Annotated in this window: 9 protein-coding genes and 1 tRNA gene; 6 read left to right on the forward strand and 4 right to left on the reverse strand. The window is 39.8% G+C overall.

Annotation, left to right across the window (positions count from 1 at the left end; all coding sequences use genetic code 11):
* Positions 1-88 precede the first annotated feature (88 nt).
* The 4 genes from ACSHXM_RS03360 to ACSHXM_RS03375 all read left to right on the forward strand — a co-directional run bounded on the left by ACSHXM_RS03360 (position 89) and on the right by ACSHXM_RS03375 (position 5110).
* On the forward strand, positions 89-2368 hold the full coding sequence (locus tag ACSHXM_RS03360) for a chondroitinase-B domain-containing protein (protein WP_435687313.1): 2280 nt from the start codon (positions 89-91) through the stop codon (positions 2366-2368).
* A gap of 243 nt (positions 2369-2611) precedes the next feature.
* Entirely contained in the window at positions 2612-3913 is a 1302-nt protein-coding gene (locus ACSHXM_RS03365) for an MFS transporter (RefSeq protein WP_435687314.1), read from the forward strand.
* Positions 3914-3953: 40 nt separating this feature from the next.
* A complete protein-coding gene (locus ACSHXM_RS03370) occupies positions 3954-4886 on the forward strand; it encodes a sugar kinase (RefSeq protein WP_435687315.1) in 933 nt (310 codons plus the stop codon).
* A gap of 137 nt (positions 4887-5023) precedes the next feature.
* A tRNA-Leu gene (locus tag ACSHXM_RS03375) sits at positions 5024-5110 on the forward strand.
* Between the two features lie 211 nt (positions 5111-5321).
* Here ACSHXM_RS03375 and ACSHXM_RS03380 read toward each other — a convergent pair.
* Entirely contained in the window at positions 5322-6671 is a 1350-nt protein-coding gene (locus ACSHXM_RS03380) for a Gfo/Idh/MocA family protein (protein ID WP_435687316.1), read from the reverse strand.
* A 632-nt stretch (positions 6672-7303) separates the two neighbouring features.
* Here ACSHXM_RS03380 and ACSHXM_RS03385 point away from each other — a divergent pair.
* Positions 7304-8014 carry a GntR family transcriptional regulator gene (locus ACSHXM_RS03385; protein ID WP_435687317.1) on the forward strand — a complete coding sequence of 237 codons (711 nt, stop codon included), beginning with the start codon at positions 7304-7306 and terminating at the stop codon, positions 8012-8014.
* On the opposite strand, the gene ACSHXM_RS03390 is transcribed toward ACSHXM_RS03385, so the two are convergent.
* The 3 genes from ACSHXM_RS03390 to ACSHXM_RS03400 form a co-directional block, all read right to left on the reverse strand.
* Entirely contained in the window at positions 8011-8976 is a 966-nt protein-coding gene (locus ACSHXM_RS03390) for a Gfo/Idh/MocA family protein (protein WP_435687318.1), read from the reverse strand. The two genes, ACSHXM_RS03385 and ACSHXM_RS03390, sit on opposite strands and share 4 nt — an antisense overlap.
* Positions 8977-9076: 100 nt before the next feature.
* Complete coding sequence (locus ACSHXM_RS03395) at positions 9077-10168, reverse strand: mandelate racemase/muconate lactonizing enzyme family protein (RefSeq protein ID WP_435687319.1); 1092 nt, start codon at positions 10166-10168, stop codon at positions 9077-9079.
* Between the two features lie 43 nt (positions 10169-10211).
* On the reverse strand, positions 10212-10898 hold the full coding sequence (locus ACSHXM_RS03400; RefSeq protein ID WP_435687320.1) for a GntR family transcriptional regulator: 687 nt from the start codon (positions 10896-10898) through the stop codon (positions 10212-10214).
* Between the two features lie 346 nt (positions 10899-11244).
* On the opposite strand from ACSHXM_RS03400, the gene ACSHXM_RS03405 reads away from it, so the two are divergent.
* Positions 11245-14010 carry a TonB-dependent receptor gene (locus ACSHXM_RS03405; RefSeq protein WP_435687321.1) on the forward strand — a complete coding sequence of 922 codons (2766 nt, stop codon included), beginning with the start codon at positions 11245-11247 and terminating at the stop codon, positions 14008-14010.
* Positions 14011-14080 lie beyond the last annotated feature (70 nt).

Consider the following 14080-nt stretch of genomic DNA (forward strand, 5'->3'; position numbering starts at 1 on the left):
GAAATTTAAATTGAGCTCTCTATGACCGCACTTGTAGAGGGCTCTTCCATCTTAGTAGGGCAGCCTTTGGGTTGATAAAGAGGACCACATGGGATTTCATTCAAATTTACAAAGTCTCAAATGTTTTAGTTTTGTATTTCTTTTTGTATTAGCAAGTTGTTCATTCCCGAGTACAAATGTAGTAGCCAAAGAGCATTTAGTATCTAACCAAAACGAATACATCAAAGCAGTTAAACAAGTTTCAGCTGGTGACACGATTGTTTTAGCAGATGGTGTTTGGAAAAACTTTGAAATTGTTTTTAAAGGCCAAGGTTCAAAAGATGCGCCTATCACTTTAAAGGCTCAAACACCGGGCAAAGTTATTTTATCTGGCCAATCTAATTTGCGTATTGCAGGCAAGTATTTGGTGGTCTCTGGCCTAGTATTTAAAGACGGTTATACACCTACAGGAGAAGTCATCTCCTTTCGTCGCAACAAGGACGATTTAGCCTATCATAGCCGAGTAACCCAAGTTGTGATTGACAACTTTAGTAACCCTGAAAAATTTGAACAAGACAAATGGGTGGTGATGTACGGTAAACATAACCGTTTTGATCATAGTAACTTAGTGGGTAAGAAGAACGCAGGCGTCACAATGGCAGTGCGTTTAAATACTAAAGAAAGTCAACAAAATCATCATCGAATTGACCATAACTACTTTGGTCCACGTCCAGTTTTAGGATCAAATGGTGGCGAAACATTACGCATTGGCACCAGCCATTATTCATTAACAGACTCGTTTACTACCATTGAAAATAACTACTTCGACCGCTGTAATGGTGAAGTAGAAATCATTTCTAATAAGTCTGGTAAAAACAAAATCCTAAACAATGTATTTTTTGAATCTCGCGGCACACTTACATTACGCCACGGTAATGGCAACCTAGTTGAAGGCAATGTGTTTTTTGGAAACGGCGTTGATCATACCGGTGGCATTAGAGTTATTAATAAAGATCAAGTTATTCGTAACAACTACATGGAAGGCCTAACAGGTTACCGATTTGGTAGCGGGTTTACGATTATGAATGGTGTACCTAATTCAAAAATTAATCGTTACCACCAAGTAGACAACGCGTTGATTGAAAACAACTCAATAGTGAACGTAGATCATATCCATTTTGCTGCAGGCAGTGACGCTGAAAGAAGTGCCGCTCCAGTTAACAGTAAATTCCAAAACAACTTGGTCATTCATGACAAAGATACCGACGGCATTTCAATTTTTGACGACATCAGTGGTATTCAATTTGATGGAAATATCGTCAGTCAGCAAACCAAACCTAAAATTGAGTCTGGTTTTACGCCTACTCAAGTGACAATGAAACGTGCTGATAATGGTTTGCTTTATCCCGTTGATAGCGCGTTAAAAAATGCTGGCGCTTCGGCAGACTTAACGCTAGTCAAAAAATCTGAGATTGGTGCGAGTTATTATCCTAAAGCCGAGCCTGATGTGGCGTTTGATTCAGGTAAAACAGTGAGTCTAAAGCCTGCCGAAAATGTGTTGTTTAATGCTATTAAGAACGCAAACTCTGGTGATACTTTATTGCTAGAAGATGGCGATTATGATGTGGCTAAAGTGATAAAGCTGAGAAAAACCATCACAATTAAAGCTGTAAATAAAGGTAAAGCAACGTTATTACCAAGTCGTTCTACTTTTGTTGATATCAATGATTTTGGTAACTTAAAGTTAGATGGTCTAATCATTGACGCTAAACAAGCACCAGATTCGGCGGGTAATACCTTGCTTAGAACGTCTAGATTACCTATGCAGCGTAACTACCGCTTAATCATTCAGAATAGTGTCATTACCAACTTAAATAAAAACCATTCTTTCCATTTCTTTGATGCCGGTTATAGAAGTTTTGCCGATTACATCAATATTTCTAATAGTAAATTCAGTGAGATCACGGGTGATATTTTGCGTCTTAATAAAGAAACAGATGACCTAGGTATTTATAACGCTGAATATATCCGCTTAACTGGAAACGAGTTTAAAAACGTAGAAGGCGCTGTCGCTAAAGTTTATCGTGGCGGGACTGACGAAAGTACCTTCGGACCACATTATTTGGTGAGTAAAAACGTCATTAATAATGTAGGCATGGGCTCTCGCAACAAAGATAAAGCCTCTGTTAAGCTGCATGGTGTGCAGGTCACAGACCTATCCTCTAACAAATTTCTTAATTCAGCTCCAGTTGTGATTGAACATACAGTTGGAGAACCTGTTACTAAAGTCGTTGGTAATATTTTTGATAAGACCAAAGGCCCCAGTATTGTTGAATTAAGGGTAAAAGGGCCTCATACAGCACAAGTTTCTAATAACCAAGTGCTTTAATTGGGGTAATCCCGAACTGTTTTGAGTAGTCTGACCGTGCCATATTTTAGAGTTGGTCCTCTGTTGACATGGTTAGTCTGCTCACTTTATTCAAGATTGTTAAAACTTGCATAAACCCTCTGTCAAAAAAGCTAAGTCAATATTTGCAGTTGGGCATTATAAGTAACTTAAAGTGGGTAGTTTGCCCCTTTGAAGAGCGTTTTTAGCCTAGTAATTAAGCTAGGCCAACAAGAGTATAAAAATATGAAAATGAAGAACTTACGTTGGTGGGTAATCGCACTAATTGCACTTGCTACCGTCATTAACTACATAGATAGACAAGCACTAAGTGTGCTTTGGCCATATATGGGTAGTGAAATCTACCCTGAGAAAAATGCTGATGAACTTAAACAAGTGTTAGGTACGGTAAGTGTTGTCTTCTTGTTTTCATATGCGATAGGTCAGGCTGTATTTGGTAAGATATTTGACTGGATTGGTACGCGAATTGGGTTTGTTTTATCCATAGGTGTATGGTCATTAGCAACAGCATTACATGCATTTGCTCAAGGCGTTTTAACCTTTAGTATTTTCCGTGCGCTTTTAGGTATATCAGAAGCCGGAAACTGGCCTGGTGCTGCAAAAGCTAACGCCGAGTGGTTCCCAAGTAAAGAGCGTGCGTTAGCACAAGGCATCTTTAATTCGGGTGCTGCAATTGGTGGTATTATCTCTGTGCCACTTATTGCCTATTTAGCACTGTTTTTTAGTTGGAAGGTTATTTTCGTATTAATTGGTCTTGTCGGCCTTTTATGGTTAATTCCATGGTTAGTGTTAGTTAAAGCGCCACCCATTAAACACCCTTGGATTACCGATGAAGAGCGTGAGTACATATTAACAGGGCAAAAAGCAGGCGCTGTTGAAGGAAGCGAAGTTAAAGTAGATGAATATGTACCTAGTTATGGTGAGATGTTGCGTCGTAAAGAAAGCTGGGGTGTTATTATCGCTACTGCTGCAATTGATCCAATTTGGTGGTTATTCATCGTTTGGATTCCAACATACCTAGTAGAAGTTTATAATATGGATGTTAAGGGATTAGCTATCATTGGCTGGGTTCCATATGTTGGCGCTATGTTTGGTGCGTGGTTTGGTGGTTTATTATCTCAAAACCGAATTAAAGCTGGTTGGAGTGTAAACAAAACTCGTAAAGCCGTTATTGTGTTAGGTTGTTTAATCATGTTGCCTTCATTGTTAATGTTATCTAACCCAGGTAGTGCGAACACTGCCGTGCTTATAATGGCTGCAATATTGTTTGGTTTCCAAACGTCGATTGGTAGCATTCAAACTTTACCAAGTGATATGTTAGGCAAAGACAGCGTTGGTTCGTTAGCAGGTTTTGCTGGAATGGCTGCAAAATTTTCTGCGGCAGGTTTAACAGCAATGGTTCCATTTTTGACTGCTGGTGCAAACTACCACAATGTTTTCATTCTTGGTGCGGCATTGGCTTCTATTGTAATGGTAAGTATTTTGTTCCTTTGCCCTAAAATAGAGCCATTAAAAAGTCAAAAGTAGTTTTTAAAAATTAATCATTGAGGCATATACAAGGTTTATCATGCAAAAAGTAGTACTGTTCGGCGAGTGTATGCTTGAATTAAAACAAAATGACGCAGCAACTATGCGTCATGCATTTGCGGGAGACGCATTAAATTCGGCGGTTTATTTGAAGCGTCAATTTTCTCAAATTGACGTGAGTTTTATGAGTGCAGTTGGTGACGACAGTATCAGTCAGCAAATGCTCGATGTGTTTACTCAAGAGGGTTTAGATAACTGTTTTGTTTATGCAGATAAAACAAAAGCTCCGGGTGTTTATTTGGTGCAAACAGATGAAGATGGTGAACGTTCGTTTGTCTATTGGCGTGAGAACTCAGCTGCAAGAGAAGTGATGCAGTTTGTTGACCAAGATGTTATCGACACACTTGGTTCTCAAGATTTGTTTTTCTTCTCTGGCATCAGCTTAGCTGTCATTAAGCCAGAACAAAGAGCCATGTTTTGGGACATGTTAAAACAGTTGAAACAGGCTGGTGTAAAAATAGTTTTCGATCCAAATTATCGCCCAAGGTTATGGCGTGATGAAGACGAAGCTAAAGGTGAGTTTGAACAAGCTTTTGCGCTATCTGACCTTTTATTACCAGGCATAGAAGACTTTAGCCAGTTATATCAATTAGAGTCGGTGAACGAAATCCTAGATTTTTGTCAGCCCTACCAAATTGAAGAAATTGTGATTAAAAATGGCCCTGAAAGTGTCTTTATTGCAATAGATGGACAAGTACAAGAAGTGAAGATCCAACCTGTAGCTAAAGTGGTCGATACCACTTCTGCCGGTGATTCGTTTAATGGTGTTTATTTAGGTGCAAGAATGACCGAACAAACTCCACAACGAGCCGTTGAATTAGCGTCAGCAGCCGCTTCTTGTGTTATACAGCACCCAGGTGCGATTGCCCCAGCTCAAGCTTTTAAAGACTTCATGCAATCACGTTTTGGCTAAATTGCTCTAAATTGTGAGTTTGGTGAAAAAACCATCAAACTCACAAGGTGTTGTCATAAAAAACTTGCAAGCCAAGCATTGAACGCTATAATGCCTGCCTCTTGAAGATAGCTCGATAAAGTCTTCATTAGAACAATGCCAGAGTGATGAAATTGGTAGACATGACGGATTCAAAATCCGTTGCCTTCACGGGCGTGCCGGTTCAAGTCCGGCCTCTGGTACCACTTTTACTTGTTAAGAGTAAAAGACATAAACCGACTTAATGTCGGTTTTTTTGTGTCTGGAGTTTGAGATAATCGTGGGGCAAGTCAATCACACGTCCTTGATGATCTGCACCCAATCTCAGCGTCCTTGCTGAGATGAAAAGCTAGGCGCTGCTTCGCAGCTAAAGAGTCTAGCTTTTCCCCTGATGAACAGCTCCCAGCTTTTGCTGTGTTATACATTCTCCGGTGTGGGATGTTGCCAATCTCCTTGGTAAGGCCTAGAAAGAAGTGCGGTGCCTTCTGGATCGTCTAATACCGTTCTGGTTTTTGGATCATATCGAAGGCTTCGGCCAAGTTGTAAAGACAAGTTGGCTAAAATACAACAAGCACTTGATATATGGCCTTGTTCTACGTCTGCATTGGGTTTCTTGCGGCTTTGAATCGCTTGTATCAAGTCTTGTTTGTGGAAAGCACTTAATTCATCGAACGCTTCTTCCCAGTTATCAAAATCAATATTTTCTAAGTCTTTTGAGCGAGACATCAAATGGTAACCTTCTTTTGGTGAGCCATCATTGGGTTCGAATTCATAGCCAAATAAATTGACGGTTAAAGTGCCTTTGGTGCCAACAAAACGAGCAGCCCATTGATCGGTCCAATGACGTTGCGGTATGGGAGATTTTCCCCACATTCGATGCTCCCAAGTGACAGTAAGGTCGGGATAGTTAAAGACACTTGTTTGTGTGTCTGTGCGGCTGCCTGTGGCGTTTTTATTCACAAAAATTCCGCCGCTGGCACTAATTGAAGTGGGCCAGTTTATATCTAGCATCATTCTGACCATATCAAACATATGTACGCCCATGTCACCCCCATATCCGTTGCCGTATTCTTTAAATCGACGCCAGCCAGATTTTTCCATAGGGGCTATGTAATCAACTTTGGGAGCAGGTCCCGCCCACATGTCGTAATCTAAATGTTCGGGTGGTTTTACACTATCGAATTTTTTATCAGATTGGTGTCCATAAAAATAGGACTCAACAAGTGCCACTTTGCCTAGTTTACCGCTATCAATATATTTGGTTTTTGCTTCTTTTTGAATTGGGCTACTGCGGCGTTGCAGATTAACTTGCACTATACGTTGGTATTTTCGAGCCGCTGCTACTACGGATTCGCCTTCTATGACATCTATGCTAACCGGTTTTTCTAGCAATAAATCGGCCCCCGCTTTCATTGCAGCTATGGCTGGCAATGCATGCCAATGATCAGGTGTGGCGATTATCACAATGTCGTGATGCCTTGCTTGAAGCATTTGGCGATAATCAGCATAGGTGTTGGGTGATAATTTTTGATATTTGGCAACCTTCTCCATGGTGTTAGTCAACATTTTCTGGTTCACATCGCAAAGTGAATGCACTTGGATACTGGCATTTTTATGCAGCAATTCTAAATTAATGTTACCAAACCAACCGCAGCCAATTAGACCTACCGACAAAGGTTGTGTGGTATCGGCGGCAAAACTCTTGGTCGAAGCTGCTACAACGGCGCTGGTTGCGGCTATGGAAGAGAGGAAGTTTCGGCGATTCATTGTGGCACCATTTTATTTAAAGTGAGTAGTATCCACCCTAGCAGATAGTGCTGAAAATGCTCAAGGTTACTTTATACCAATTCCATTAAATAACTGTACACTCAGAACGATCCAGCGTTTTTTGAACAAGGCGTCGGTGTACTTCAGGCATCCTGCCTTTCGCTAAAGCCAGCAAAGCTGTTCAAAAATATTCCAGATATCTTTGTGCAGGAATGGTTATTCCCTTTCAAAAACCAAGAACGAAGTGCAAAATACGCTGGAACGTTCCCTTGGGCGAGTTTTAAAAGCACATATTCTGCGTTCTTCGAACTCAAAAGAGCACCACTATTCTTTCGTTCAAACGCCTTGATTATATGCTTGTAAATTCTCGCTGAGGGTGCAGTTATTTAATGGAATTGGTATTAGAGTTTGAACGTGTGACTCCTTGCCTAAAGCCGATTTACAGTAAAATAGTCGATGTTGAGCGTTTCCGAATTGCCGCTAACATTAATTTTTTTAGCTTAAAATTGAGTTTTGGCTATCTGCATTACTTTCTAATTTGATTAATTATCTTGAGTAGTTTTGTATTTTAGTTAGTTTTACGTAAACTAGTCTGCTGGAGAGTAGGCAGATTGCACAGGAGTTTTAAGTAAGTGGCAAAAAAACAAAAAGAAGCCCCCGCTATAGAGCGTGAGTCGGCAAAGCCATCGTCAAATCAGGGGGTATCCCTAAATAGAGCCGCCTATGACAAAATTCTTAAATGGGTTTTTGACGGACGATTAGCACCCGGTGCGTTTATGTCACAGAGTGAACTTTCTAAGTCGATGGATATTCCAATGCAGCCATTAAGAGATGCGTTGCGTGTGCTCGAAAGCGAAAAAATGCTCATTATCCATCCAAGGTCGGGCATACAGTTTAGAAAACCTGATTTAGAGTTTATCCGTGCGACTTATCAATTTCGTTCAATCATTGAAAGCGCTGCCGCACGTCACTTTGCCCAGTACGGTCATGAAAGTGTAATCACTGATTTGATTGACGAACACCATAAGTTAATCGAAAAACTAGCTCAAGAGGGTATTACTAAAGGCATGTTAGAAGACATAGAAGCCATAGAAATGAAATTTCACGGTACTATGATTTCAAGTTTAAAAAATGAATTTGTTGAGGTGACGGCAACCCGCCTGAAATATTATATAAAGCTTATTCAACTAGAACATCACTTTACACCCAATTTAGTCAAAAGTTCTTTACTAGAACACATTGAAATACTGCAAGCTTGTTTAGATAGAGATCAAGAAGCGGCGTCACATGGATTACTTTTACATTTTAAAGAAGCGCTACATCGCCACATGGGAATGTTTTAAAATAGCGATTTAATTTGTTCTATTTGTTGCTGCAGTAACAAGCTAACAGAATGGGGCATGATTGCATGCTCAATTTGGTTGTTTATTATTGCGCTGCACACCTGTGTTGCTTCGTGGTTCAATCCCCACCCTAAAGAGGCGTCATTAAATTCCTCAATTTTTTCATCTAGTTGATATAGAGCGCAAGATTTCGCCCGCCAGAAATTTGGAATTTTGATGTAACCCTTGTCACCAATGATTAACGCTGCATTTTGTAAACGACATTGAAAAGATGTGGCTAACGAAAGTGTTACCTCATTGGCTTTGGCTAATATGACCAGATCATTATCTACGCCTGTTTTAGCAAATTGCACTTTAATATTCACTTCACTAAGCGGTGCAGGTTTAAAACAGTGAGCTATGGCTAGTGGATAAATGCCCATATCGAATAAACAACCTCCGGCTAACTCAGGGTTATACATTCGACCTTTAGGTTCGTAGGGCACAGCATACCCAAAATCAGCTTTGATATGTTTTATATTGCCAATACGACCTTGTTCAACCCACTTTTTAGCTTGTAACACAGCAGGCAGAAAGTAGCTCCACATGGCTTCCATTAGAAATAGATTTTTCTTCTTAGCTAAACATGAAAGTGTTTTAAATTCTTTACTGCTAATAGTGATGGGCTTTTCACATAACACATGTTTATTCGCCATCAAGGCTGCATAGACTTGTTGAAAATGGAAATTATGTGGTGTCGCGACATATATGACATCTATTAAAGGATCATCAAATAACGCTTGGTAACCTTGGTAAACCTTTTCAATATTATGTTTTTGTGCAAACTGCTCAGCATCTTCGAGCTTTCTTGCGGCAACAGCAGTTACTTTGGCATTCTCTACAAATGGCATGTCGGTACAAAATTTATCAGCAATTTGACCGGTACTGACTATTCCCCAGTTTAATATTTTAGTTTGATGCATTTTTCTACCAAGTGAGAGGGTAAGGTTGTTACTTAAGATATTTCAATTTTCATTATTGAAATATCTTAAGTCTGGGGAAGCCGATTATATAGCTAAAAATCTATGCACAGCTTGGCTTAAGCTCTTTAATCGCTTGCTCTGACAGAGTTAGGCCATGTCCTGAATCATCGGGTAACAAAATATAGCCATCTTTTACGGCAAAAGGTTTGTCGATTATATAGTCCCAATTCAGCATGGAATGTTCTGTATAGACGGTTTCAGGTAACGCAGAAGCAATATGTGCTCCCATTTCCATAGGTGTGTTTCCTAGGGCAATAGGAATGCCTTTTTCTGCACATAACCAGCCTATTTTTAATGCTGCTGAGAAGTCACCATGAATATTTAGGATATCAGCGGCGTTGTTATCGACTAGGGCTTTTTTACCACTTAAAGGCAGATATTCACCTGCGTTTAAATAAGTATCTTTGAGTCCGGCTTTGACCTCTTGCAGGCCCGCTATATCATGTCTCAAGATTGGATCTTCTATCCAAAATATATCTAACCCAGCCTTTTCGTAAGCTCTAATTTTAAATATAGCTTCTTTAGGAGACCAAGCTTCATTGGCATCAATCATCAACAATTTATCTTTACCGATAATTTCCGACACTAACTGTAATCTTTTAATATCCCATGCTAATTCAGAGTGCCCAACTTTTACTTTATAGCCACTAAAATTATGTTGGAGTGCTGAGGTATAAAAATTTGTCACTTCTTGATCAGATAGATGAAAGCATACACCGCTACCATAAGCTTTGACTTTGCCCTGATCCCCGCCAAGCAATTTGAATAAAGGTAAGTTCACTCGTTTTGCCGTTAAGTCCCACAAAGCTTGATCTATGGCTTGGTCCAAGTGATAAGGAAGGTGCTGTATGTTACCTCCTCTGGGTCTTGATATCTTATGGATCAGGGCTTCTGGTGATTGACCAAGTATGCCATCTAAGCAAGTCGATTCTAATATGGATTTTATAACATTAGCACTAGGTAAAGGCGCAGTTAGAGATTGGAAAAAACCTAATCCGGATAAGCCATTAGTATCAAAAATTTGCAATGCACCAATCCACACATTGGTTGAGGTGATTTGAGAATCACCAATGACCCTATCCCTAGGGTAATCAAAGCAATGGATGCGAATGTTTTTAATGTTAGAAATCATAATGTTCCTGTTTAATAATGTGTATAAAGTGGCAATGCATTTATTAAAAGCCCCATAGTCCCATGGCTCTTTTGATTGACTTGGCTAAGTGATCGTCTAAACATTCAAGGGCTTTAATTTGGTCTCTAGCAGCAATGGCGTTTATCAACTCAAGGTGTTCTTTTATAGAGCTAGAAATCATCTCTTCAGAAGCTAAATCTAAGCGATCTAACCGTGTGAGTCTGATTAAATCTTCATTAGCTAAGTAAGATTTAGTGATGATTTGGTTATCCAGTGACAAGATGAATTTTTTATGTAATTCAGAATCCAACTTAGCTAACTCTGTTTGTCCGTTAATCTTGCTAGACGGGGAAGATATTGCCTGTTGTAGCTCGATATGTCGGGTCTTAAAACTTTGGATTTCGGCATCAGTAACAGAACGAATATATGACTTTAATCCTTCTCTTTCGAGAATGACTCTTAGTTGATAAGTATTTCTTGTCAGTGCAAAGTCGGTATCTATTATCTGTATACCACTTCTTGGGAAAACTTTAATCAACCCCTCCGACTCCAACTTATTAATAGCCACTTTGATTGGGCTAATGGCCATATCGAGCGTTTTAGCCACTTCTCCTTGGGTATAAGTTTTTCCTCTTATAATGTTGCCGCTTAATATCCCTTCTTTTAGTTTATTATATGCGTCTTCACTGAGTTTTAACTTATTGTCTGATATATCAGATGCTAGATTCATTTTTTGCCTTCGGCTTCCATCGAATTACATAGTGATTGTATAGTCAACACTACGATTAGTGGGTTTTTGTATACTTAATGAGGCCTGGTTCGTACTTGTTATGAAATGATATGCTATTAAACATATTGTAATTCCAGCATTAATTCTGGTTCATTAAGTTTCACTGTGGTTATCAATTTAGCTTAATGATATATTGAAAGTCAATATTAAAATCATTTTAAGTGAATGTTAAAATATTAACAAATAGTGTTGATATTTTAAAAGGTCTGTGTAATATTTGATTACATAGGTTGAGTTGGTGATGAATATCGTTATCTCGACATTAAAACAATAATGGGGAGCACACATGAAATTTAACAAATCTATTCTCGCAACTGCTATTACTTCAGGGTTGCTATTTACACACTTTAATATTGCTGCTCAAGACGCAGGCAATGCCACTACCAAAGCCGATGACACAGAAGTCATCGAAGTAGTAGCAGGGATTAGAGGCAGCATCATTAATTCGCAAAACCTTAAGCGTAGTGCTCAAGGTGTGGTTGATGCCATTACCAGTGAAGACCTAGGTAAATTTACAGACGACAACATTGGTGCCGCTATAGCTCGGATCCCAGGCGTGCAAATTCAACGTAATGATAACGGGATTGGCGGTGATCGTGCTTCAATACGTGGCATGGGGCCATTATTTGTTAATACGACTGTGAATGGCCGAACACCTTTATCTCATGGTGATGAAGGTATTGGTAACATTCGCCAGTTTAACCTTGATGTCATTCCTACAGAGATTATTAGTGGTGTTGCAGTACGTAAAATGCCAACAGCCGCTACCATTGAAGGTGGGATAGGCGGTTCAGTAGAGCTGCAAACAATGGAGCCATTAAAAGCTAATAGTTTATATAAGAATAATAAAAATTACGGTGGCGTAGTGACTGTCTCTGCTATTAATGACAGTTTGACTGAAGATTGGTCACCTAAGTTTTCTGGTGTGTTCGGCGCTAAAAATGCTGATAATACTTTGGCTGGTTATGTGGCTATAGTGACCTCTGACGCTGATTATTCGGTAGACGAAGCATTTACCCGCGCTCAAGAACGAGATATTCAAATTGATACAAACGGTGATGGTATTGCCGACAGAGTTGAAGAAGGTGTGATATCTCATAGTCGTATATCGTTGAACGCAATTCGTGGAAGTAAAGAACGTCAATCTGTGTCTTACGGACTTGAGTGGCAAGCAAAGGACGATTTAAAACTTGGCGTTAACGGTTATACCTCCACCTATGATGTTTATTCTCAACGTCCAACAGTCGATTTATTCTTTGATTACAATGGTGTATTTGATCAAAGTGCCATTGGAATTGAAAATAATTTTGTGCAGTCAGTAAATGGTGCAGGTGTTACCAACCCGGGTGGAGACTTTAAAGTAGAAAATTTTGATCTGTTGTTTGATAACTTGTCTGAAAACAATGTGATTGGTTTTAACGCTGTTTATGGCGACTATAGCGATTTCACGTTAAAGGCTGACATTTCTTATTCAAGTGTGGAGTTTGTTCAAGATTTGCGTTTAGGGATCATGGGCGCTTATGGACTTGACCCAAGTGATTTCCGTTTTGATGGAACCGGAGACGTACCTTCTTTTAGCTACGGAAGCGAAGTTAACGATCCAGATTCTTATGTTAGTGTGGGCTTTTTTGGTCGAGATCGTCGAGGAAACAATGAGCAGTTAGCCATAAAGTTAGATGCGGAGTGGGTACTTGATGATGGTGTGAAGATTAAAGCAGGTGTTCGTCGAGCAGATACTGAAATTGATGTGCGTGAAACGGGTCGATTCACCTTAATATGGGATGACGCTGATTTAGCTGCCGCATCATTTGATGGAAGCGTAACTGAGCCATTGTTTCCAGGCTCTGGCATTAACTTCGACCAATATTTGGTTGCTGATTACGACGCACAAGCCGCATTGTTCTCAAGTGTTTTCAACGAAAGAGCTTCCGATGCCGCTGTTAATGGGTCGTTGTTAAATGCTAATGACAGTGCAGGATTGCCGCTAGATAAAGCCAATTCATTTGTAGTTGAAGAAAAAACTACGGCCTTTTATGTGCAAGCAGATTTGGACGGTGATATTGGTGATAGATACTTTACAGCGAACATGGGTGTACGAGCAGTGGCAACAGACCGTACAGTTTACGGTTTTCAATCGACTCGTATAGTGAACTCTGTGAACGCAGTGGTTGAAGAGTTAGGCAATGTGGGCGCGGAAGCAGATAATACTGATTTTCAAGTCTTACCCAGTGCAAACTTTATGCTTGAGTTAAATGAAAATACGCAATGGCGTGTTGGTTTGGCAAAAACCATGTCTCAGCCTGAATATACTGACTTAAAGGTTAACGGTTCGGTAAATTTACAAGACACAAGCGGTATCGGCTACGACTCTACTATTAACTCAACGGCTGAAATCGGTAATGCTGACTTGAATCCATACACAGCATGGTCATTTGATACAACGTTAGAATACTATACAGATGAAGGTAGTGCTTTATTTGCCAGCCTTTTCTATAAAGATGTATCAGACTTCGTATTACGTGAAGCGCGAACTGATGTCGCCATTGATGGATATAATCAATTGTTTGACACCACTCAGCCAATTAACGTGGCTAAAGGGCAGGTATACGGACTTGAGCTCGGTGGAAATATTGTAATGGGGGATTTCGGTCTGCAAGCTAACTATACCTTTGTAGAGTCTGAATTTGAAAATCTAGATAACAATCCTTTGTTAGATAATGGTTTCCCAGGTGCTTCAAAGCATAATATCAATGCGATTGCGTATTACGAAACAGAGCAATATTCAGCTCGTTTAGCCTACATCTACCGTGACGATTATTTCCAAGCCCTTGGCGGCGGATTTGACCGTGCTAACCAACCAGCATTTGGTGAAGGTTCAGGACAAATAGATATGAACTTCTCGTACAGTGTGAATGAAGACATTGACGTGAGTTTAAATCTTATTAATGTAACGGAAGAAAACTCTCGTAATTACATCAACGAAAGTACTAATTTCCGAGATTATGTGACTCGCCCAAGAACAGCTGTGTTGAGTGTTCGTGCGGCTTTTTAATTAAAAGTGTGTGGTTAGAAAATGACGCTAGGGTTTAGCGTCATTTTCTTTTTTTTAATGTACGAATAAA

Source organism: Paraglaciecola sp. (assembly GCF_051252315.1).
Classification (GTDB): Bacteria; Pseudomonadota; Gammaproteobacteria; order Enterobacterales; family Alteromonadaceae; genus Paraglaciecola.

Excerpts from the sequence above, each read along its gene's own strand:
- ACSHXM_RS03365 (WP_435687314.1), top strand. The coding sequence starts at position 2,612 with ATGAAAATGAAGAACTTACGTTGGTGGGTAATCGCACTAATTGCACTT.
- ACSHXM_RS03405 (WP_435687321.1), top strand. The coding sequence starts at position 11,245 with ATGAAATTTAACAAATCTATTCTCGCAACTGCTATTACTTCAGGGTTG.
- ACSHXM_RS03360 (WP_435687313.1), top strand. The coding sequence starts at position 89 with ATGGGATTTCATTCAAATTTACAAAGTCTCAAATGTTTTAGTTTTGTA.
- ACSHXM_RS03395 (WP_435687319.1), bottom strand. The coding sequence starts at position 10,168 with ATGATTTCTAACATTAAAAACATTCGCATCCATTGCTTTGATTACCCT.
- ACSHXM_RS03390 (WP_435687318.1), bottom strand. The coding sequence starts at position 8,976 with ATGCATCAAACTAAAATATTAAACTGGGGAATAGTCAGTACCGGTCAA.
- ACSHXM_RS03400 (WP_435687320.1), bottom strand. The coding sequence starts at position 10,898 with ATGAATCTAGCATCTGATATATCAGACAATAAGTTAAAACTCAGTGAA.
- ACSHXM_RS03370 (WP_435687315.1), top strand. The coding sequence starts at position 3,954 with ATGCAAAAAGTAGTACTGTTCGGCGAGTGTATGCTTGAATTAAAACAA.
- ACSHXM_RS03380 (WP_435687316.1), bottom strand. The coding sequence starts at position 6,671 with ATGAATCGCCGAAACTTCCTCTCTTCCATAGCCGCAACCAGCGCCGTT.